This is a genomic window from Aureimonas fodinaquatilis, assembly GCF_008369445.1.
GTDB classification, from domain to species: domain Bacteria; phylum Pseudomonadota; class Alphaproteobacteria; order Rhizobiales; family Rhizobiaceae; genus Aureimonas; species Aureimonas fodinaquatilis.
Map to the genome: position 1 here is coordinate 282,716 of NZ_VTWH01000002.1, position 20,210 is coordinate 302,925.

Sequence of the window (20,210 nt, forward strand, 5' to 3'; positions counted from 1 at the left end):
GGTCGTTGCAATCTAAACACAATACGTTGCAAAACTGCCACGAGTGAAACAACACGGCGACTCATGGCAGTTCAAACTGTTCAAACGGAAGAAGGCCTATCTCTCCTGCGGGACAGACGGCGCTTCATGCTGATCCCCGGTGTGCTGGCGGTTATCGGCGCGCTTGTGACAGGTGCGGTTTCGTTTGTTGTTCTGATGGGCCTGACACCCATCGCGCCAACGGAAACGGTTGTCACAGTTGCATCGCTTGTTAACGGGCTTTTTGTGCTGCTGCTGTGCGCGCTTATCGGGCGCGAGGTCATGCGCATGGTGCGGGCAAGGCAGCAAGGTAAGGCTGCTTCCCGCCTGCATGTGCGCATTGTTGTTCTGTTTTCCATTGTCGCGGCCTTTCCGGCCATTCTTGTTGCCATTGTTGCGGGCATAACGCTGGATCTTGGTCTGGACCGCTGGTTCGAAATGCGCACCAGGGCCATTATTGACAACTCTATCAGCGTGGCCCGCGCCTATGTGAATGAAAATGCCCGCAATTTGCAGGGTTCGACCCTGTCCATGGCATATGACCTGCAGGCGCAGCGCAGGCTCTATGATCTGGACCGCAACGGTTTTCAGCAATTGATGACCGAGCAGGCACGTGGCCGGTCTCTGCTTGGGGCGCAACTTCTGCGGGCGGAAGGCACGCCATTTCTGAAGGCCGATGTGACGGCCGACAAATCCTTGCCCGCGCCGCCTGCCGACGCGCTGGAACAGGCAGCCGGCGGCAATCTGGTGTTCATTCCGCCGGGTGTGACCAATCTCGTCGGTGCGGTAACCCGGCTGCGCGATTTTGGCGATATCTACCTATACACAGTGCGCGCTGTGGATCCGGAAGTTCTGGCGGCGCTGCGTTTGATGGAAGATCGAACGGCGGAATATTCCGCGCTGGAATCCAATCGCTTTGGCATGCAGGTAGCATTTGCCCTGCTTTACCTTGGCATTACGCTGATTGTGCTGCTGTCCGCTATCTGGACCGGCATTGGCGTGGCGGACAAGCTGGTCAGGCCTATCCGCCTGTTGATTGGCGCGGCGGATGAGGTGAGCGAGGGCAATCTTTCCGTGTCGGTTCCCGTGCGGGTGTCAGACGGTGATGTCGGTTCGCTCTCCAACACATTCAACAACATGATCCAGCAACTGCGCAGCCAGAGAGCGGAGCTGGTCAACGCCAAGGATATGATTGATGAACGGCGCCGCTTCACCGAAGCGGTTTTGTCAGGCGTGACGGCGGGTGTCGTGGGTGTCACTGCCAAGGGTGCAATTTCCATGCTGAACCCGTCGGCAGAGCGGATTCTTTCCACAAGCTCGCATGACGCCGAAGGAAAGCCGCTTTCCGACCTGTTTCCGCTGATCGGTGAAATTCATCAGTCTGCAATGCTGTCTCGCAAAGGCGAGCATCAGGACCAGATCAAGCAGCGCGACCGCGTGCTGAACATTCGCGTCACATCGGAAGGGCACAGCCCGGGCACCCAGTCCAGCGTGGTGACGCTGGATGATATTACCGATCTGGTGGAAGCGCAGCGTTCATCCGCCTGGGCCGACGTTGCAAGGCGCATTGCACATGAGATCAAAAACCCGTTGACGCCAATCCAGCTTTCGGCAGAGCGCATTCGCCGCCGCTATGGCAAGCTGATTGACAGCAACGACCGCGAGGTTTTCGACCGCTGCGTGGATACGATTATCCGGCAGGTTTCCGACATTGGCCGCATGGTGGATGAATTCTCGTCCTTTGCCCGCATGCCCAAGCCGGCCATGGAGCCCAAGGACCTGCGTGAAGCGTTGAATGAAGCCATTTTCATGCGGGAGATGGGAGACCACGGTATTTCCTTTACCGATGAAATCCCTAAATCCGAAATGTCAGGAGACTATGACATCCGGTTGCTTTCGCAAGCATTTGGCAATCTTGTGAAAAATGCTGTCGAAGCCTTTGAGCAGGCTGGTCAGGATGACAGGCGCATTATTGTTCGCGCCCGTACGGAGGGTGAATGGCATATTGTTGAAATTCAGGACAACGGCACCGGCTTTCCCGCAGAGTATCGGGAACGGCTGCTGGAGCCCTATATGACGACCCGCGAAAAAGGCACCGGCCTGGGATTGGCTATTGTGCGCAAGATTGTGGAAGAGCATGGCGGCTCGATCGAGCTGGATGATGCACCACAGGGCACAGGTGCGCTGGTTCGCATCCGGCTTCCGGGTCAAAAAACACAAAATGTGGCCTCGGCCACCCAAATTCCAACGACGAATGGTGAGGACTGATGGCTTCTGACATCCTGGTCGTCGATGACGAGACCGATATCCGTGATCTGGTTTCGGGCATTCTGGAAGACGAAGGGCATGAAACCCGAACTGCCGGCAATTCCGATGCCGCGCTGGCGGCTATTGCCGACCGCGTTCCACGGTTGATTTTTCTGGATATCTGGCTGCAAGGCAGCAAGCTGGATGGGCTGGATCTTCTGGAGGTTATCAAGGCGCAGCACCCTGAAGTGCCTGTGGTGATGATCTCCGGTCACGGCAATATTGAAACTGCGGTTTCTGCAATTCGTCGCGGCGCATATGATTATATCGAAAAGCCGTTCAAGGCGGACCGCCTTGTTCTGGTGGCCGAGCGAGCGCTTGAAACATCAAAGCTCAAGCGCGAAGTGCTGGAATTGCGCCGCCGCAGTTCGGATTTTCCGGACCTGATTGGCAAATCACATGTGATGAACCAGCTGCGCACCACCATAGACCGGGTGGCGCCAACCAACAGCCGGATCATGATCCTGGGTCCTTCCGGTTCAGGCAAGGAAATGGTGGCGCGGGCCATTCACTCTGCCTCTATCCGCTCCAATGGTCCGTTTGTGGCATTGAATGCGGCAATGATCACGCCTGATCGCATGGAAGTGGAGCTGTTTGGTACGGAAACGCCCGCCGGCGTGGAACGCAAGGTCGGTGCATTTGAAGAGGCGCATGGCGGCGTTTTGTATCTGGATGAAGTTGGCGACATGCCGCGTGAAACCCAGAACAAGATTTTGCGGGTTTTGACGGAACAGACATTCGAGCGTGTGGGCGGTGCCAAAAAGGTCAAGGTTGATGTGCGCATCATCTCTTCCACCGCGCAGAACCTTGAGTCACTGATCGCCGAAGGGGCGTTTCGCGAGGATTTGTATCACCGCCTTGCCGTGGTGCCGATTGCGGTGCCGCCACTGGCCGACAGGCGGGCCGATATTCCCATGCTGATCGAGGCTTTCATGGGCCAGATTGGTGAACAGACCGGCATTCGGCCCAAGGAAATCAGCCCCGAAGCCATGGCCGTTCTGCAATCCAGCGACTGGCCAGGCAATATTCGGCAATTGCGCAACAATATCGAGCGGTTGATGATCCTGTCGCGGCAGGATGAAAATGCGGCGATTTCGGCCGATATGCTGCCGCATGAGGTCAGCGATATGTTGCCACGCACCCCAAGCCAGTCCGACGGCAGAATCCTGGCGCTGCCACTGCGTGATGCTAGAGAAGTGTTTGAGAAGGAATATCTGGTTGCGCAGATCAACCGCTTCGGCGGCAATATTTCGCGCACCGCCGAGTTTGTCGGAATGGAGCGTTCTGCGCTGCACCGCAAGCTCAAATCTCTTGGTATCTGACAACCGGACCTACGGCCATGAAAGTCGTCATATGCGGGGCAGGCCAGGTCGGTTACGGCATAGCTGAAAGGCTGGCGGCGGAGTATCATGATGTGTCGGTTATCGACACATCACCCGCGCTTGTGCAGGTGGTGCGCGATACGCTGGATGCACGCGGCATTGTGGGCCATGGCGCTTATCCGGAAGTGTTGCAGGAGGCGGGAGCCGACCAGGCAGATCTGCTTGTGGCTGTGACGCTGCATGACGAAGTGAATATGGTTGCGTGCCAGGTGGCGCACTCGGTGTTCAACATTCCCACAAAAATTGCGCGCATACGGTCGCAGTCATATCTGCGATCAGATCTGCAGGATTTTTTCTCCACCGATCATATGCCGATTGACGCCATCATCTCGCCGGAGCGTGAGGTGGGCGAAATGGTGCTTCGGCGAATTTCCTTGCCCGGTGCCATGGATGTCATCCGTTTTTCCGACACCAGCATGGTCACGGTGGCCATCGAGTGCCGGGAAGATTGTCCGATCGTCAACAAGCCGCTGGGTCAGCTGACGGAGCTTTTTCCTGATCTTGGTGCGACGGTGGTGGGCATATGGCGCGGCAATGAGCTTATTGTGCCCAACACTGCCGATGCATTGGTAACCGGCGATATTGCCTATGTTGTTGCAGACGAGGGGCAGATCAAACGCACTCTGCTGCTGTTTGGCCATGAAGAGCCGGAAGCAGGCCGCATTGTCATTGCCGGCGGTGGCAATATCGGCCTGTTCGTTGCCCAGGAAATGGAACGGCGAAAACTGTCTGCGCGTCTGCGGTTGATCGAGGCAAATGCAAGCCGGGCGCATCAGGTGGCAGACCAGTTGAACAACACCATTGTTCTGAATGGCAGTTCGCTGGATCAGGCCATCCTGCGTGAGGCAGACATTGACGATGCCGATCTGATGATTGCCCTGACCAATGACGACAAGGTCAATATTCTTTCCAGCGTTCTGGCAAAGCGGCTGGGCTGCAAAACCAATCTTGCCCTGATCAACGACCCGGCATTTCAGACTTTCACCCGGCCACTGGGCATCGATGCCTATATCAACCCGCGTTCCGTGACGATTTCACGCGTGTTGCAACATGTTCGCCGCGGGCGCATTCGTTCCGTCCACTCCATTCTGGATGGGCGTGCGGAACTGATAGAGGCTGATGCATTGGAAACTTCGCCGCTGGTTGGCGTATCGCTGCGTGAGCTGGATTTGCCGGACGGATTGCGTATCGGCGCAATATGGCGCAATGAGACTTTTATCCGCCCCGATGGGCAGATGAAGATCAAGCCCAGGGACAGGGTGGTGATTTTTGCCGCGGGGCACGCTGTTCGCAAGGTCGAACAGCTTTTTAGAGTTAGTCTTGAGTTCTTTTAGTATATATACCCTATGCTGCAGCCATAACGGCTGGTAGTTTCCAAACTATACGGGATTGATTCCGCCCGGCACCTCGCAGATTCACTTGCCACGTCCTATATGGTCGGAAACGGTGAAGAGCCAACAACAAAAAATGCACAGACAGGACGGGCAATGGCCGAACGATCACAGAACCTTCAGGATGTTTTTCTTAACGCAGTTCGCAAGCAGAAAATTTCCCTGACAATCTTTCTGGTCAACGGCGTCAAGCTAACCGGCATTGTTACATCTTTCGACAATTTCTGTGTGCTGCTGCGTCGTGACGGGCACTCGCAGCTTGTTTACAAGCATGCAATTTCAACAATCATGCCATCACAGCCCGTGGTGATGCATGAAGATGAAGACTGATTGATTGAAGCAATCTTTGATTGAAAAAAACGAATCCGCAGTTGAACATCGCCAGGCGCCAACACGCGCCGGTGTTTTCGTACCTGCAGTAAAGGCACCCGCTCCGCTGGAAGAGCCGGGTGATGTTGTGAAACGTGGCTCTGACGAGCGGCTTGCTGAAGCCGTCGGGCTGGCAGCCGCAATCGATCTGGATGTGCTCGCGGCAGAGGTTGTCTCGGTTGGCAAGGCACGCCCGGCAACCCTGATCGGTTCCGGCAAGGTGGAAGAGTTGAAGGCTCTGGTGGAAACGCTGGAGCTGGAACTGGTGATCATCGACCACCCACTGACCCCGGTGCAGCAGCGCAATCTGGAAAAAGAACTCAACGCCAAGGTTCTGGACCGCACTGGTCTGATCCTGGAGATTTTTGGCAGGCGCGCCCGCACCAAGGAAGGGCGGTTGCAGGTTGAGCTTGCACATTTGAACTACCAGAAGGGTCGGCTTGTTCGGTCGTGGACCCACCTTGAACGGCAACGTGGCGGCGCGGGTTTTCTGGGCGGCCCCGGTGAAACCCAGATTGAGTCCGACCGGCGGCAATTGCAGGAAAAAATCAAGCGCCTGGAGAAAGAACTGGACGCTGTTCGGCGCACACGGACATTGCATCGCGCCAAGCGCAAAAAGGCACCACATCCCGTAGTGGCGCTTGTTGGCTATACCAATGCCGGCAAATCAACACTGTTCAACACCATGACCGGTGCCGATATTTTCGCCAAGGATCTGCTGTTTGCAACGCTGGATCCGACTTTGCGCCGGTTGCGCCTTGCTCACGGCACCGAAGTTATTTTTTCTGACACGGTGGGTTTTATTTCAGAACTGCCTACCCATCTGGTCGCAGCGTTTCGCGCCACACTGGAAGAGGTGATTGAAACCGATCTTGTGCTTCATGTGCGGGATATGTCCCACCCGGAAGCCTTGGCGCAGGCCGGTGATGTTCGCAAGATTCTGAAAAGTCTGGACGTTGACCCGGATGACAGCAAACGGGTGATTGAGGTCTGGAACAAGATAGATCTTCTGGACGAAACGGCGTTGACCCATTTGCAAACAGCAGGTCAGGCTTCAGACTCCGGAGTGAAGGCGCATCTTGTTTCGGCACTGACCGGCGAAGGTCTGGAAGCTTTGCTGGCAGATGTCGAAAGCCGGATAGCAGGCGATGCCAGCTCGCTGAACATTTATGTTCCAGCGCAGCGCCTGAACCTGCTGCCGTGGTTTTATGACAATTCAACCGTTGTCAGGCGGGAAGACCATGAGGATGGCGGCGTCTCCCTGGCACTGACCATTACCGACCAGGCCCGCAGCGACCTGCGGCAAATGTCGGAAGAACATTCCGGGTTGCGGATAGAATAGGCTGAAGCAGTGTGTCGACGATGGACCATCATCGTTCATCGAGCAATGCTGAAGGGTCAGGGCTGTTTGGCGCGCTGCCAAAGCACCTCCATCTCTTCCAGGCTGGCTTTTTCAATACTTGAGCCGGTGCGTGCAAGCTCTTGCTCGATATAGGAAAAACGATCGCGGAACTTTTGCACTGTCCGCCGCAGTGCCACTTCCGGGTCTATTTTAAAGGCCCGGGCCAGATTGACGACGCTGAACAAGAGGTCGCCCAGTTCATCCTCCTGTGCGCGGCGGTTGTTGGTTTCCAGCGCATGCGCGAATTCGTTGGTTTCTTCCCGCACCTTATCTATGATCGGCTCTGGATCAGGCCAATCAAATCCGACTGTTGCGGCTTTTTCTTGAAGCTTCGTGGCAAGAATCACTGCTGGAAAAGCGCCTGATACCGTATCCAGCAGACCGGCTTTTTCCGGCTCTGGCCGCAGGTGCCAGTCTCCGTCCTCGCTTTGTTTCGCAGCGCGGTCCAGCCGCTTCTGCGCTCGCTGGGCTTTCTCGTCTGCCTTTATCCGGTTCCAGTTGCCCTTCACCGCACCCGCATCGCGTTGTTCCGCATCTCCGAAAACATGCGGGTGTCTGCGTATCATCTTGGATGTGATGCCTGAAACGACGTCGCCAAATTCAAACAAACCTGCTTCCTGTGCAAGCTGGCTGTAATAGACAACCTGAAGCAGAAGATCACCAAGCTCTTCACAAAGATCTTCGGCATCGCGCCTTTGGATTGCGTCAACCACCTCATAGGTTTCCTCAATCGTATAGGGCACGATTGAATCAAAACTCTGCTCCAGATCCCACGGGCAGCCGGTTTCCGGGTGGCGCAATGCACGCATGATTTCGACAAGGCGTTGAATATCGCGGGAAGGGATCATCATAAAACTGTCCAAATGGTCTTGTCGAAATGCGGCGCGGATGCCGATTTTTGTCTTATAGCCAATCACATCAGCAATCGCAGCATTTCAAAACGCAGATTTTGCATGGGAGCCGATATGCCCACCTCGGATGCGGAGAATGTCATCAAGCTGTATCAGGAACACGCGGCATCATTTGAAGAGCAGCGTGGGCGCGATCTTTTTGAGCGAAACTGGCTTGATGCATTTGTTCGGACCATGCCACCGGCAGGTGTTGACGTGCTGGATGTCGGATGTGGCAACGGCATGCCGCTGGCGGGATATCTGATTGAGCAGGGATGCCGCATCACCGGAGTAGACGGAGCGGCTGAAATGATTGACCGCGCCACAGTGAATTTTCCGGACCAGAGCTGGCTGGTCGCCGACATGCGTAAACTGCCTGAGATGAAGCGCTTCCACGGTATCATTGCATGGCACAGCTTTTTCCATCTGACATTTGAAGACCAACGGCAGATGTTTGCAACATTTGACCGATTGAGCGCCGCAGGGGCGGCGCTCATGTTCACCAGTGGACCAGCACATGGCGAGGCCATAGGAACTTTTGAGGGCCAGCCGCTCTACCATTCCAGCCTGGACAGTTCGGAATATCGCGACCTGCTGCAGGCATATGGATTCACGGTTGTGGACCATGTGAAGGAAGACCCGTCTTGCGGAGGAGCTACCGTCTGGCTGGCCAGAAAGGCCTGAATGCCATAAGCCGCACCCCTGCGTGGTGAGGCCTTCAGGCCACGTTCTGCAGACGCATTTTGCCACCGTGAAGGAAGCACGCCTTGGTGAACAGCGTCAAATCCAGATAGTTTGGCAGGCGAATATCCTTCAGATCAGGCATTGTCTTCACCTCCGCATCAAACGAGCGATCTATCTGCGATATGAATGCCAGCGTGGCGCCCGTGCGCTGTGCAAATGCTCCCAGCGCCAGCATCTGGTTGGAAAGCGGCGGTTTGCTTCGTTGCTGGTCGAGCAATTGCAGATAATCGATGACCGCCACACAATTGGCAGCCTCTTCACCCAGATGATCGATGATGAATTTGGCGCAAATGTCTTCTGAGGTGACAATCTCAATCTCAGATCTCAAGTCCGTAGCGGTTTCTTCCAGACGGCAGAGGCTGTTTCTGGCCTGAGCTTCGGTCATCTCCAGCGTGAATAACACCGCGCGACGTTTGTTTCTGGCCGCTTCAAGCAGCAAGGTCAGGCCCAGACTTGTTTTTCCATGTCCCGGGCGACCGCTCAAAAGCAACAGGTCGCCATTGGCGAGCCGGGGCAACAATGTAAGCCTTTCAGGCTCACCCCCGGGTTGCGCGGCCAGCAAGCTCCAGCGAGCAAAACCTTGTTCCTGAGCAATCTGGTCCAGTGCCTGGTTGAGCGGAATGGCCTGGCTCCTTGCCAGCAATTTGGCGCGGCGCTTGAGCTGGAAAATTGGTGCAGAAAGTTTCATCAAAGCCCTCCGTTACGAGTCGTAACCGCAACCCCTCCTCATGCGACCCTCGAACAGATGGTTCGATTGTGTTGTGTTACCCTGCATGTGTGATACTTCCCCATTTGGAGGGGGGAGGCGCGGGCCAAGCCTTTGGCCGGAAGCTAGCAAGCCGCATGGCTCAGGGCAATGCCTCTCCGGTTTGATTGCGGGTTCAGGATTTGCAGGTGGTGCTCATGACAAACTATTTTGAAAGCCCGTTTAAAGGCATTCCGCTGGACCAGCAAGTGAGCCATCCCAACATTGTCGTCGGCCGCTACAGCTATTATTCCGGCTATTATCACCGCCACAGCTTTGAAGATTGCGCCCGCTATATTCTCCCGCAAGAAGATGCGGATAGACTGGTCATCGGCAGTTTCTGCTCAATCGGCTCGGGTGCTGCATTCATTATGGCTGGTAATCAGGGGCATCGAACGGAATGGGCCAGCACATTTCCGTTTTTCTATGTGCCGGAATCTCCGGAATTCGCCGGCGCGCATGACGGGTACAAGCCCAGCGGCGACACCGTTATCGGCAATGATGTCTGGATTGGTTCTGAGGCGATTGTCATGCCGGGGGTGCAGGTCGGGCATGGGGCTGTGATTGGCACACGCGCAGTTGTGACACGAAATGTCGAACCATATGCAATTGTTGTCGGCAACCCCGGCAAACCGCTGCGCAAGCGATTTGGTGAACCACAGATTGCCATGCTGCTGGAAATGGCCTGGTGGGACTGGACAGATGATCAACGCCAATCTGCTATGCCGCTTCTGACCAGTGGCGACATTGACGGGCTTTACCGGCACTGGCAGGCACAGTGACAGGGACATTGCTGGCCGCCAGCTAGCTATGCCGAGTTCTTTTGCGCTGACGAAGCGCCAGACTTCCGCCAGCCAACAGCACCACAGGCACGGATGCGGCAATCAGGCTTGGCGGGTGCTTGGGCAGCAATTCCCAATGCGGTGTCAGAAACTCGCTGGTGAAAAACACTTCGCCAGAATACTGGCAGCCGATAAAGGCAAGTCCTTCCTGAACCATCTCAGCGTCAATTTTCGAGGTGAGGGCATTTGCGTCGGGTGCTACCGCGGGCATATCCCGCATATAAAGAAGCAACTGTTTGGCCGCCGAAAGATAGGCGTGGCTGCATTCGTTGAACGGGCTTTCTTCATCCGAAGCGGAATAGGGCGCCATGCCCCAAAAGCAATAATAGCGCTGAATCCGCGCGTAATTGCTGAGCTTGCGGAATTTGGGGTCGGTCGTATTGTGCCTGTCCGCCAACGCAATAATGTCGCCGTAGTGCCGTGACAGCGCAATCAACTCACCATGGCCGCTGCTTGGAATTTCAAGCCCGCTGGCGTTCAACGCTGGCAACCGTCTGCCATGTGCTTCGGCGCTGTTGTGACACAGCGCCAGAAGCAGGCAGGCCAGTGCTAGACGGGCCATGATCATGCCCCGTTCCCAATCAGGCCGGAACTCTGGCGCCGCCCCGGTAGTGACCGGAAGACACCAGCGTTTTTTCAGCAAGATAGCCAAATGCCAGCGCGATTGTTGTCCAGATTGTCAGCTGCATACCCACAGTTGCCAGGCGGAACTGATAGAGCGAAAGCGCCGGGAAGTTTTCCGGAACTTCGTTGATAGTGGGCAAAAGGCCAAGAACAACCGCAAGCACAAGGATATAGGCAACCAGCGCAGCAATAGCTGCATTCCAGCGGCCAAGCGCTGGCAGCAGGCGCTGCCACAGGACTACAGCAAGATACATCGCGATAATGGAAACAATCATCGTGATGAAGAACAGGCCAGTGCGTGGACCAATCGTTTCAGGATCGCCAACGGCAGGCGGGTTTGGCGGGTATTTCAAATCCGGCACAAGCACAAGCGCTATAAAAGCCGCCAAGCCCAGCATAAGGGAAAGCGCACGCGGACTGATATTGCCAACCCGGCCATAAAGCCCGGTGAACACAATGGAAAAAATACCGCCCATTGCAACAGCATAAAGCGCAATGGCGGTGAACAGACCAATGCCGGCCTGGGTTTCACGCGACACAGGTGCAGGCTCTTCGGCCTCAACAACCCCGGCCTCATCACCCATTGGCTGCTCAGCCGCCATAAGTTCTTCAAAAGCTATTGCACGTTCAATTTGCGGTTCGCCGAATGTGTGTGCGAAGCCAAAAGCTATCAGCCCTGCGAAAAGGCCGGCAAGCATTCCTCGCACCAAAAGATTTACAGTCATGACAACACCGCCTCAGTGACAGGGGAAACCCAGAAGGTGACGGCCATCATGCAGAAACTCATGCACGGGAACACCCTGGACCAGTTGCAATGCGCCTTCCTCAGAGCTGACGAAGTAAAGGGCGATCAGCATCAGTAAAGTGCCAAAAATAGCCCAGGGCACATACTGGCCAAGTGGAATCGGGGTGGCGATTGGTCTCGCCGAAAAAGCTGTATCAGACATATTGTCCTCGCTGGATTGCGCGTCCTGAATTCAGACCTGTTCCGCGATCCTGTGATCGCATGAACCGGTCTGACCCGTTGTTCTGTCGCATTGGCATGCTGTTGGAACGTGGCCGTTTCAACCGGAAATGCTTCAGATTTACCCAATCACCGGGTCTGGCTCTCGCTTGTCAGGCGATTACAGTGGCGCGACCGCTCCAGAATTGCACTGGCTTCCAGATGCTGGGTGCATATAGGTATCAATTTGCTGTCTCTACTGTCAATCAACCCGCCGAAAGCAGTTGAATATGAATAAAAGCACTCGTTTAACTCTGTTCTGCCGTGGTGCAACTACAGCAAACCGCGAGTTGAGACTGACATCTGAGGGGCCGCTTGAGCCGGAGCAAAGTGAAAAACTTGTTCAATGCCTGCGAGAGATCAGGCATGCAGACAAAGTGTTCAGTGCTCCGGAAGCGTCTTGCATTGAAACCGCACATGCGCTCTCCGCACAGCCGGAAATATGCCCGGCCTTTCGCGATGTGGATTATGGCAGATGGAAAAGCCTTGCCTTGCATGATCTGATGGAGAGCGAGCCGGACGCTGTTTCAGCGTGGCTTGGTGACCCGGCTGCGGCACCGCATGGCGGGGAGTCTCTGGTCGATGCTGGCGCCCGAATATCGGATTGGCTGAGCTCTCACATCGACCATGGTGGCCACTGTCTAGTGGTTACGCACCCGACGATCATCAAGCTGGCAATTCTGGGTGTGCTGTCTGCGCCGCTCGCTTCAACAGACCGTATCGACGTGGATTTTGCATCCGCAACATATCTGAACAGCAATGGTTTGCGCTGGTCGCTCCGACTGCGCAAACCAGTCTAGATTCGTAATTGGCGAGGCTGTTTCACTAAGTCAGGCTTTTGCTGGCTTGAGTGCCCATGCTCCGGCAAGACCGACGAACAAAAGGCCTGCTGCGATGATGAGAAGCGCTGCGCCCAGGCTTGCGACCTGCGCGATGCCGCCAACTGCTGCCGGACCCATGAGTATGCCCGCATAGCCAATGGTCGTAACAGCAGCGATTGCCAGGCTTGATGGCATGCGTGTTTGCGCACCAGCGGCCGTAAACAGCACCGGAACTATGTTTGATGCGCCCAGACCAACCATGAAAAAGCTGGCGAAAGCCAGAGACTGGCTGGTGGAGACAACGGCAAGAACGAAACCCACGGCGCTGACAACACCGCCAAAGATCAGAACATTTGTTGAGCCGAATGTTTTGATGATTTTATCACCAGTCAGGCGGCCAACGGTCATGGCGACAGCGAATGCGGCATATCCAAGCCCGGCAATTGCCGGTTCGACACCGTGTGAGGTGATCAGGAACAACGCGCTCCAATCCAATACGGCACCTTCACCAAGAAACACGATGAAACAACAAATACCGATGAAAACGACGATGCCTTTTGGCACGACGAAAAGCGGTGTGCCTTCTGCTTCGCGGTTGCCATAGGCAAGAAGGCCGCTGCGCGATGCAAACAGAAGCACGACAACTGCCAGACTGACGGTGAGGGTGGCGTAAAGTGGCGAAAGCCCTGCCTGCATGAGAAGACTGACGCCGCCCGCACCGAGAATGCCGCCGAGGCTGAACAGCCCATGAAAGCCCGACATCATGTTTCGACCGCTGTCTTTTTCGACCATGACCGCCTGAATGTTCACAGCGACATCAAGTGTGCCGATCGCCGCGCCAAAGAATGCCAGCGACAGAGCCAGAGTCAGAACATCGTTTGAAAGCGCCAGCATTGGCAGAATGGCGGCAACCGCGATGGATGAAACCATGAGGACAGCTTTGCAGCCATATTTGCTGGCCAGAACGCCAGTCAGCGGCATTGCAACAATCGAGCCAAGCCCAAGGCACAGAAGCACCAGCCCCAGTGAGCCATCACTGATTTCCACCCGTGCCTTTGCGAAAGGGACCAAAGGTGCCCAGGCAGCCATGGCAAGACCGGCGGCCAGAAACATCGCGCGCGTTCCCATCTGCTCACGAGTGCCGGATCTGTGGTGAATATGCGCATTTCTGGCGCTATCAGAGACGTGAGAATTCATCAGGTTCAAATCGGTCCGAATTTATTGTGTACGTTCGTACATTGAGGCGTGTATATGCTCCTGAGTATAATTGGTAAAGCCAAATTGCGTAGGGAAGATGTGAGTGTGGCAACAGGACCGAAACGGCGTCACGACCCTGAGCGGCGGAACCGCATCATTCAGGCAGCGCTGAATGTCGTGGCTGAACATGGTGTCGATGGCACGTCCCATCGCCGCGTGGCTGCGGAAGCCAACGTGCCGCTTGGTTCAATGACATATCACTTCAATGGTATGGACGATCTGCTGTTCACTGCGTTTGAGCAATTCACGCAGTCGGTTGCCGCCAGATTTCAGGATCGGCTGAATGCAGCCCAAACGGTGGAGGAGGCGCGCTCGGCTGTGGTTGATCTGATCTGCGGAGATGTCTGGGTTTCACCGCGCAATATGACGCTGACATTTGAACTCTACGCTTATGCCAATCGCAAGCCCGCCGTTCGCAGCATCATGTCCAAATGGATGGCTGGAAGCCGCAAGGCTTTGAGCCGCCACTTCGATGCGGCAACATCGCGTGCGCTTGACATGGCAATCGAGGGCATCACCATTCACAACTCCGTTGAAGTGGACAGCATTTCGCGCGATGAAGTTGCGCGTATCATTGAACGGCTGAGCCGGGATCAGGCTGGTTGAAGCCGGTGAAAATGCTATGAGCGTTGATGAGAATGATGTCGTTAGAAGTCCTGCAGGATCCAGTGCGGGGCAAAAATGTGCATTGACCAAACTATCGGGTGACAGATGATTGAAGCAATTTCTCAAGCCGAGGTAGAGGGTTTCAGGTCTGCCACGCCCGGAACTGGCAGCCGCATCCATCTCAACAATGCTGGTGCAGCGCTGATGACAAGCGGTGTGGTATCAACCGTAGTCGATCATCTTCGCCTGGAAGCCGAGATTGGCGGATATGAAGCCAGAAACCAGCAGGCTGAGCGCGTTGAAAATGTATATGGCAGCGTATCCCGGCTGTTGAATGCTGACCCTGATGAAATAGCGCTGGCGGAAAATGCCACGGTCGCATGGCAATGGGCTTTCTACGCACAGACGTTCAAGCCGGGCGACCGTATCCTGACGACGACGGCCGAATATGCCGCCAACTACCTTGCCTATCTTCAGGTCTCACGGCGAACCGGTGCCGTTATCAGCGTGGTTCCGGATAATGCCAATGGCGAACTTGATCCCGTCGCCCTTGAGGCAATGATTGATGAACGGGTGCGTTTGATCAGCATAACCTGGGTGCCGACGAATGGCGGGCTGGTTAACCCGGCGGCGGCCGTTGGCAAAATCGCAAAGGCGCATAAAATTCCATATCTGCTGGATGCATGCCAGGCTGTCGGGCAAATTCCGGTGGATGTTGCCGAGCTTGGTTGCGACATGCTCACCGCCACCGGACGGAAGTTTTTACGCGGCCCGCGCGGAACCGGTTTCCTGTATATATCCCGCAACCTGATGCAGCAGACTGAGCCGGCGATGATCGACATGTATGGCGCCAGATGGGCGGGCGGAGATCGCTATGAATTGCGCCCGGATGCCAGGCGTTTTGAAACATGGGAAGCAAACTATGCTGCCCGGCTGGGGCTTGGTGTGGCGGTTGAGCAAGCGATTGCCATAGGCCTCCCGCGCATTGAGCAGCGTGTCAAACATCTGGCGGCATTGTTGCGCGCCAAGCTGATCGAGGTGCCCCGAGTGACGGTCCATGATATGGGCAAAGACCCGGCTGCAATTGTCACGTTCACGCTTGATGGCCTGCCAGCCACTGACGTTGCAGCCAGATTGCTCGACAATCGCGTTAATGTATCGGTTTCTTCGCCGACCAGCACGCCGGTTGACAGCACAAAGCGGCATCTTCCAGATCTCGTTCGTGCTTCGCCGCACTACTACAACACTGAAGATGAAATCGAGGCGATGATCGATATTGTGCGCTCGATTCCCGCAGGATAGGCCGAGCCTCAATTCCGGATTCTGCCATCTTGCCGTGTGGCGATGACGATTTTACCCATTCCGTGCGCCATCCCCAATGACATTCTAGAGAAGCGCTGACTCGAAAACAAACGTTCTAACAATCATCGAAAAAACGACGATCCATCACTCTACTGTCTCTATAGACATAGTGCATATTTGCTCAGCGAATTTAGCGGCAATGGCGAGTGGTTACGGGATTTTCGATGGCAGTAGTGAGCGAACGGCAGCCACAGGCGACAGGTTGGGGGAACAGGTTTTCGCTCGCCGCTGCTAGGCCCACTTTAAAGGGGCTTTCCCTGATCATGGCGATCCTTGTGCTGTGGCAGGTTGCATCTTCGCTTGGCTGGCTGTCGCGAGTGCTTCTTCCAGCACCGCTTTATGTGGCCGAAACGATTGCCTACCTGATCCAGTCCGGTGAGCTTTTCGGCCATGTCAGCGCAAGCGCGCTGCGGGTCGTTCAAGGCTACGCCATAGCGGCTGTTCTTGCGCTGGCGCTGGGAATAGCGATGGGTCTCTTCCGCACACTCACAAGCCTGATTGATCTTCTGATCCAGATACTGAAACCCGTGCCGCCCATCGCCTGGATACCACTGGCAATTCTGTGGTTTGGCATCGGCGAAGAGTCGAAGATTTTCATCATCTTCCTTGGCGCATTTTTTCCGATCCTCGTCAGCACGGTCGATGCTATCCGGCAGACCGACCGTCGTTATGTAGAGCTTGCGAAAGCGCTGCAGCTTCCCCGCAGACTTTTCATTTTACGGATCATGCTTCCTGGAGCGCTTCCGCAGATCATGAGCGGCCTGCGCCTCGGGCTTGCGCTCGCATGGATGTGCGTTGTGGCGGCGGAACTTATCGCGGCCTCGCAGGGCATCGGATTCTTAATCATGGATGGTCGTGCAGTGTCGCAAGCCGACCTTGTGCTGGCTGGAATGCTGACCCTCGGCATCCTCGGCAAATTGACAGATGATGCGTTGAGGATAGTTGAGCGACGGTTCACCCGGTGGCGGCCAGACTTCAAAGGATTGGGTGTCCAATGACGGTTTTGCTCGCCAGGCGTGCGGTGGCCAGTGCCGATCAAAATTCAGACGTCAGACAGGCCGTCACGGTTCGAAACGTCTCAAAGTTCTTCAAAAGCCCTCAGGGCAGCATCGTCCACGCCCTCGACAATATCACCCTGGATTTTCCTGCCGGCAGTGTGACAGCTATCGTTGGTGCCAGCGGCTGCGGAAAAAGCACGCTTCTGCGCATTATCGCCGGTCTGGAAACTGAACATACAGGCACTGCCAGCCTCGACGGCGCCGAGATCACCGGTCCCGGGCTCGATCGCGGAATTGTCTTTCAGGACCATCGCCTGCTGCCGTGGATGACTGTCGAGGACAATGTTGCTCTGGCACTCCACAACCTTGGGGCCAGAGAGCGCAACCGTGTTGTTGAGGAAAAGCTGTCTCTGGTGGGTTTGAGCGGCTTCAAAAAATCTTACCCATCGCAGCTTTCCGGCGGAATGGCGCAGCGAGTGGCAATAGCCAGAGCATTGGCACAGAAGCCAAAGCTTCTGCTGCTTGATGAGCCATTTGGCGCGCTGGACGCAATCACCCGTCTGGAAATGCAGGACGAGTTGCTCGCGGTCCAGAAACACGAAGGGGTGACAACCATACTCGTTACCCACGACATCGAGGAAGCACTCTATCTGGGAGATCGCATTGCCGTGCTCTCCAGTCGTCCGGGTCGGCTCAAGGCCCTGATAGACGTCAACCTGTCTCGACCGCGAAGCCGGGGGAATGCGGATTTCGCGGAAATGCGGCTGTCACTTTACGAGCAGTTTTTCCGCCACGGCAAAGACGGTCATTGAACTTTTCTCACCTTACTCAGGAAAATCCGACATGAAGACCTTGAAGACACTTGCCCTTGTGACAGGGCTGCTGACCACAATTGCCCAGCCCGCTGCGGCCGCTGATGTCCTGCGCATTGGCTACATGGCCTTCGTGCCGTATTCCGCCATTCTTCTGGCACGGGAAAACGGATGGGTGGAAGAGGAGCTGGCAAAGAGCGGGCGTGAAGATGTGAAGGTGGAGTGGGCCCAGTTTGCAGGCGGGCCGCCGGTCAACGAGGCCTTTGCTTCCGGCGCTATTGACGTGGCTGCATTGGGTGACTCGCCAGCAATTGCCGGCCATGCGGCAGGCATCGATACGCGGCTGGTGGGGCTGGCCTACAAGGGTGGCGCGGCTCAAGCGCTGCTCGTGAAAAGCGACTCCGAATACCAGACTGTATCAGAGCTTGCCGGTAAAAACGTGGCGACGCTTCGAGGCGGCAACGTGCATGAACTTCTGGTGCTTGTTCTGAATGAGGCCGGACTTGAAATATCGGACGTCGAGTTTGTCAACCTTGGCCTGCAGGACATGGAGACGTCACTGCTTCGCGGCGATATTCAGGCCGCGCTTGTGTGGGACCCGGTTTTCACCAGGCTTGAAACGGAAGGCAAGGCACGTGTTTTGCGGGACGGTGCCGGCCTCAAAAACAATTTGAACCCGGTTGTGGCCTCGGCTGACCTTATCGAAACCGATCCAGACCTTGTGAAGGCCTATCTGAACGCTCTCAATCGCGGCGCGGATTTCATCAGAGAAAATCCTGAAGAAGCTGCCAATACGCTGTCGCCGATTTTCGCACTGACACCCGACCAGTTGCTGGTTGCGTTCGAACGATCGGAGTTTTCCCCGCAGGTGACAGACGAGGTTGAGGCCGAAATCACCCGGTCAATTGCTTTCATGCTCGAAAACCGCCTCATCCGGCAAAGCTTCGAGGTCAACGACTTTGTTGATGTGTCTCTCTCGGAAAGCCAATGAGTTTGTCGCAGACTTTCGGCCTTTCAGGAAGGAACGCCGTTGTGACGGGAGGAGCCCGCGGTTTGGGCTCTTCCATCGCAAAGGCGCTGTTTGAAGCGGGCGCGCGTGTCGCGATTATCGACAAGGCAACGCCGTCAGAGAGCTTGCTCGAACAGCTATCTTCCGGTGACGGCAAGCCGCTGTTTGTAAGCGCCGATCTGGCAGAACGGGCATCCGTTGAAGCCGCCGGTGAAACCATACTGGAATCGTTTGCCGGTGAGGTGGACATTCTGGTCAACAATGCAGGCATTCAGCACCGGGCAGGCGCACTCGACCAGAGCTTTGAGCAGTGGCAGGAGGTGATCTCCGTTAATCTGACAGCCGCGTTCTTGTTGAGCCAGCGTTTTGGCAAGGGGATGGCTGCGCGCGGGCGCGGCAAGATCATCAATCTTGCCTCGATACGAAGCACCGTAGGGTCGCATGGGGCAATTGCCTATGGCACCAGCAAAGGCGGACTCGCCCAGCTGACACGATCGCTTTCGAACGACCTTGCCCCGCATGGCGTGCAGGTCAATGCAATTGCTCCGGGCTTCATGCGAACCGACATGACCTCGTCGCTTCAGGCCGATCAGGTGCAGGCGGCCGAAGCACTCTTGCGCATTCCGTCCGGGCGTTGGGGCGAGCCTGACGATCTGGCCGGTCTTGCCGTGTTTCTCGCTTCGGGCGCTTCCGACTATGTAACCGGCGCCATCATTCCATGTGACGGCGGCTTTCTTGCTGCCTGACCCAACAGAGCCAAATCAATTCAGGAGACTCTAGCGATGCAGATCGTCGACGCGCGCGTCCGCCCACCCATTTCGATGTTCACTGACAGCAAGCTGTACGAAAAGGATTTTTTGCACGGCTTTCGCAAGCAGGCCGGTTACGGGCATGTTCCACACCCTGACAGTTCCAGCATCGACATTGTGCTTGATGAGATGCGCAGCAATGGCGTGATCCACGGCGTTGTGCCTGGTCGGGCAATCAATCCGACATTTGGCGGTGGCGACCAGAACTCCCTGAAAGACCTGATCGCTGGCAGTGATGGCTATCTCACCGGGCTGGTTGCGGCAGACGCGGCAAGTATCAGTGACGTCGGAGCCTTCATCGACGGCGTTCTCAAGGATGGCTTCAAGGGGATTACGGTCGAAAGCGCTCTGGCCGCCGGGCATCATCCCGTTGATCATCAGTCTAACTTCCCGATCTACGAGGCTGCCCAGTCAGCAGGACTGGTCACATATATCATGGGCGGTGGAAGCGCTGGACCTGACATTGGATACAGCGATCCGGTGTTCATTGATCGTGTCGCGGAGAACTTTCCGGATTTGAAGATTGTGGCTGTCCATGGCGGCTATCCGCATGTTCAGGAAATATGCGGTGTTGTTTTCAGGCGCGCCAATGTGTGGGTGCTGCCTGACCTTTACTTCCCAGGCCTGCCGGGCGAGGCGGATTATCTGGCTCTTGCCAGAACATTCGGGCAGGAGCGGGTGATTTTCGGAACCGCATATCCTGTGTCACCGCATGGTGAGCATATCAAACGATATCTGGACCTGCCGATCACAGACGCGCTGAAAGAACGGATTCTCGCCCGCAATACAATCGAACTCTTCGGACTTGACCTCTAGTTC

At 55.9% G+C, this 20,210-nt stretch carries 21 protein-coding genes and 1 riboswitch; of the genes, 15 read left to right on the plus strand and 6 right to left on the minus strand.

What is annotated here, in order from left to right; all coding sequences use genetic code 11:
* The first annotated feature begins 63 nt into the window (after positions 1-63).
* The 5 genes from FPY71_RS07440 to hflX all read left to right on the plus strand — a co-directional run bounded on the left by FPY71_RS07440 (position 64) and on the right by hflX (position 6,809).
* Entirely contained in the window at positions 64-2,286 is a 2,223-nt protein-coding gene (locus FPY71_RS07440; RefSeq protein ID WP_149299238.1) for a sensor histidine kinase NtrY-like, read from the plus strand.
* Positions 2,286-3,647, plus strand: coding sequence for a nitrogen assimilation response regulator NtrX (gene ntrX / locus FPY71_RS07445; RefSeq protein ID WP_149299239.1), 1,362 nt, complete (start codon positions 2,286-2,288; stop codon positions 3,645-3,647). Before FPY71_RS07440 ends, ntrX begins: the two co-directional genes overlap by 1 nt.
* A 17-nt stretch (positions 3,648-3,664) precedes the next feature.
* The gene (trkA, locus tag FPY71_RS07450; protein ID WP_149299241.1) at positions 3,665-5,041 is read left to right on the plus strand and encodes a Trk system potassium transporter TrkA; all 1,377 of its coding nucleotides are present in this window, start codon (positions 3,665-3,667) and stop codon (positions 5,039-5,041) included.
* A 153-nt stretch (positions 5,042-5,194) separates the two neighbouring features.
* Positions 5,195-5,428, plus strand: a complete 234-nt coding sequence (hfq, locus tag FPY71_RS07455) for an RNA chaperone Hfq (RefSeq protein ID WP_149299243.1) — start codon at positions 5,195-5,197, stop codon at positions 5,426-5,428.
* Positions 5,429-5,444: 16 nt separating this feature from the next.
* The gene (gene hflX / locus FPY71_RS07460) at positions 5,445-6,809 is read left to right on the plus strand and encodes a GTPase HflX (protein WP_425457869.1); all 1,365 of its coding nucleotides are present in this window, start codon (positions 5,445-5,447) and stop codon (positions 6,807-6,809) included.
* A 56-nt stretch (positions 6,810-6,865) separates the two neighbouring features.
* On the opposite strand, the gene mazG is transcribed toward hflX, so the two are convergent.
* The gene (gene mazG / locus FPY71_RS07465; RefSeq protein WP_149300526.1) at positions 6,866-7,717 is read right to left on the minus strand and encodes a nucleoside triphosphate pyrophosphohydrolase; all 852 of its coding nucleotides are present in this window, start codon (positions 7,715-7,717) and stop codon (positions 6,866-6,868) included.
* A 117-nt stretch (positions 7,718-7,834) separates the two neighbouring features.
* Between mazG and FPY71_RS07470 the strand changes: the two genes are divergently transcribed.
* Positions 7,835-8,443, plus strand: a complete 609-nt coding sequence (locus tag FPY71_RS07470) for a class I SAM-dependent DNA methyltransferase (protein WP_149299247.1) — start codon at positions 7,835-7,837, stop codon at positions 8,441-8,443.
* 34 nt (positions 8,444-8,477) lie between these two features.
* On the opposite strand, the gene FPY71_RS07475 is transcribed toward FPY71_RS07470, so the two are convergent.
* Positions 8,478-9,191 (minus strand): DNA helicase, encoded by a 714-nt coding sequence (locus FPY71_RS07475; RefSeq protein ID WP_149299249.1) that lies wholly within the window; start codon positions 9,189-9,191, stop codon positions 8,478-8,480.
* A gap of 215 nt (positions 9,192-9,406) precedes the next feature.
* Between FPY71_RS07475 and catB the strand changes: the two genes are divergently transcribed.
* The gene (gene catB, locus FPY71_RS07480) at positions 9,407-10,030 is read left to right on the plus strand and encodes a type B chloramphenicol O-acetyltransferase (RefSeq protein ID WP_149299250.1); all 624 of its coding nucleotides are present in this window, start codon (positions 9,407-9,409) and stop codon (positions 10,028-10,030) included.
* A gap of 22 nt (positions 10,031-10,052) precedes the next feature.
* Here catB and FPY71_RS07485 read toward each other — a convergent pair whose 3' ends face one another.
* Genes FPY71_RS07485 through FPY71_RS07495 form a run of 3 tightly spaced genes read right to left on the minus strand, consistent with a single transcriptional unit; the run spans position 10,053 to position 11,661 of the window.
* Positions 10,053-10,652, minus strand: a complete 600-nt coding sequence (locus tag FPY71_RS07485) for a hypothetical protein (RefSeq protein ID WP_149299252.1) — start codon at positions 10,650-10,652, stop codon at positions 10,053-10,055.
* A gap of 19 nt (positions 10,653-10,671) precedes the next feature.
* Complete coding sequence (locus tag FPY71_RS07490; RefSeq protein WP_149299254.1) at positions 10,672-11,439, minus strand: CbtA family protein; 768 nt, start codon at positions 11,437-11,439, stop codon at positions 10,672-10,674.
* 12 nt (positions 11,440-11,451) lie between these two features.
* A complete protein-coding gene (locus tag FPY71_RS07495) occupies positions 11,452-11,661 on the minus strand; it encodes a CbtB domain-containing protein (RefSeq protein ID WP_149299256.1) in 210 nt (69 codons plus the stop codon).
* Positions 11,662-11,796: 135 nt separating this feature from the next.
* Positions 11,797-11,947, minus strand: a riboswitch (cobalamin riboswitch).
* Positions 11,948-12,007: 60 nt separating this feature from the next.
* Between FPY71_RS07495 and FPY71_RS07500 the strand changes: the two genes are divergently transcribed.
* Entirely contained in the window at positions 12,008-12,517 is a 510-nt protein-coding gene (locus FPY71_RS07500) for a histidine phosphatase family protein (RefSeq protein ID WP_188052260.1), read from the plus strand.
* A gap of 30 nt (positions 12,518-12,547) precedes the next feature.
* Here the strand turns inward: FPY71_RS07500 and FPY71_RS07505 are convergent, their stop codons facing one another.
* Positions 12,548-13,735 carry an MFS transporter gene (locus tag FPY71_RS07505; protein ID WP_149299259.1) on the minus strand — a complete coding sequence of 396 codons (1,188 nt, stop codon included), beginning with the start codon at positions 13,733-13,735 and terminating at the stop codon, positions 12,548-12,550.
* A gap of 105 nt (positions 13,736-13,840) precedes the next feature.
* Here FPY71_RS07505 and FPY71_RS07510 point away from each other — a divergent pair, with 105 nt between their 5' ends.
* From FPY71_RS07510 to FPY71_RS07540, 7 genes are all read left to right on the plus strand, one after another.
* On the plus strand, positions 13,841-14,401 hold the full coding sequence (locus tag FPY71_RS07510) for a TetR/AcrR family transcriptional regulator (protein WP_246160187.1): 561 nt from the start codon (positions 13,841-13,843) through the stop codon (positions 14,399-14,401).
* A gap of 105 nt (positions 14,402-14,506) precedes the next feature.
* Positions 14,507-15,703: an aminotransferase class V-fold PLP-dependent enzyme gene (locus FPY71_RS07515; RefSeq protein WP_149299264.1), complete on the plus strand. Its 1,197-nt coding sequence runs from the start codon at positions 14,507-14,509 to the stop codon at positions 15,701-15,703.
* A gap of 224 nt (positions 15,704-15,927) precedes the next feature.
* Complete coding sequence (locus FPY71_RS07520; protein WP_149299266.1) at positions 15,928-16,761, plus strand: ABC transporter permease; 834 nt, start codon at positions 15,928-15,930, stop codon at positions 16,759-16,761.
* A complete protein-coding gene (locus FPY71_RS07525) occupies positions 16,758-17,573 on the plus strand; it encodes an ABC transporter ATP-binding protein (RefSeq protein WP_149299268.1) in 816 nt (271 codons plus the stop codon). Before FPY71_RS07520 ends, FPY71_RS07525 begins: the two co-directional genes overlap by 4 nt.
* 31 nt (positions 17,574-17,604) lie before the next feature.
* Complete coding sequence (locus FPY71_RS07530; protein WP_210246258.1) at positions 17,605-18,564, plus strand: aliphatic sulfonate ABC transporter substrate-binding protein; 960 nt, start codon at positions 17,605-17,607, stop codon at positions 18,562-18,564.
* Complete coding sequence (locus FPY71_RS07535; protein ID WP_149299272.1) at positions 18,561-19,328, plus strand: SDR family NAD(P)-dependent oxidoreductase; 768 nt, start codon at positions 18,561-18,563, stop codon at positions 19,326-19,328. Before FPY71_RS07530 ends, FPY71_RS07535 begins: the two co-directional genes overlap by 4 nt.
* Positions 19,329-19,364: 36 nt before the next feature.
* On the plus strand, positions 19,365-20,207 hold the full coding sequence (locus FPY71_RS07540; RefSeq protein ID WP_149299274.1) for an amidohydrolase family protein: 843 nt from the start codon (positions 19,365-19,367) through the stop codon (positions 20,205-20,207).
* Positions 20,208-20,210 lie beyond the last annotated feature (3 nt).

Coding starts and splice junctions, on each gene's coding strand:
- FPY71_RS07440 (WP_149299238.1), top strand. CDS start 64: ATGGCAGTTCAAACTGTTCAAACGGAAGAAGGCCTATCTCTCCTGCGG.
- FPY71_RS07530 (WP_210246258.1), top strand. CDS start 17,605: ATGAAGACCTTGAAGACACTTGCCCTTGTGACAGGGCTGCTGACCACA.
- ntrX (WP_149299239.1), top strand. CDS start 2,286: ATGGCTTCTGACATCCTGGTCGTCGATGACGAGACCGATATCCGTGAT.
- FPY71_RS07495 (WP_149299256.1), bottom strand. CDS start 11,661: ATGTCTGATACAGCTTTTTCGGCGAGACCAATCGCCACCCCGATTCCA.
- catB (WP_149299250.1), top strand. CDS start 9,407: ATGACAAACTATTTTGAAAGCCCGTTTAAAGGCATTCCGCTGGACCAG.
- FPY71_RS07475 (WP_149299249.1), bottom strand. CDS start 9,191: ATGAAACTTTCTGCACCAATTTTCCAGCTCAAGCGCCGCGCCAAATTG.
- FPY71_RS07485 (WP_149299252.1), bottom strand. CDS start 10,652: ATGGCCCGTCTAGCACTGGCCTGCCTGCTTCTGGCGCTGTGTCACAAC.
- FPY71_RS07520 (WP_149299266.1), top strand. CDS start 15,928: ATGGCAGTAGTGAGCGAACGGCAGCCACAGGCGACAGGTTGGGGGAAC.
- FPY71_RS07490 (WP_149299254.1), bottom strand. CDS start 11,439: ATGACTGTAAATCTTTTGGTGCGAGGAATGCTTGCCGGCCTTTTCGCA.
- FPY71_RS07515 (WP_149299264.1), top strand. CDS start 14,507: ATGATTGAAGCAATTTCTCAAGCCGAGGTAGAGGGTTTCAGGTCTGCC.
- hfq (WP_149299243.1), top strand. CDS start 5,195: ATGGCCGAACGATCACAGAACCTTCAGGATGTTTTTCTTAACGCAGTT.
- FPY71_RS07540 (WP_149299274.1), top strand. CDS start 19,365: ATGCAGATCGTCGACGCGCGCGTCCGCCCACCCATTTCGATGTTCACT.
- mazG (WP_149300526.1), bottom strand. CDS start 7,717: ATGATCCCTTCCCGCGATATTCAACGCCTTGTCGAAATCATGCGTGCA.
- FPY71_RS07505 (WP_149299259.1), bottom strand. CDS start 13,735: ATGAATTCTCACGTCTCTGATAGCGCCAGAAATGCGCATATTCACCAC.
- FPY71_RS07525 (WP_149299268.1), top strand. CDS start 16,758: ATGACGGTTTTGCTCGCCAGGCGTGCGGTGGCCAGTGCCGATCAAAAT.
- FPY71_RS07535 (WP_149299272.1), top strand. CDS start 18,561: ATGAGTTTGTCGCAGACTTTCGGCCTTTCAGGAAGGAACGCCGTTGTG.
- trkA (WP_149299241.1), top strand. CDS start 3,665: ATGAAAGTCGTCATATGCGGGGCAGGCCAGGTCGGTTACGGCATAGCT.
- FPY71_RS07470 (WP_149299247.1), top strand. CDS start 7,835: ATGCCCACCTCGGATGCGGAGAATGTCATCAAGCTGTATCAGGAACAC.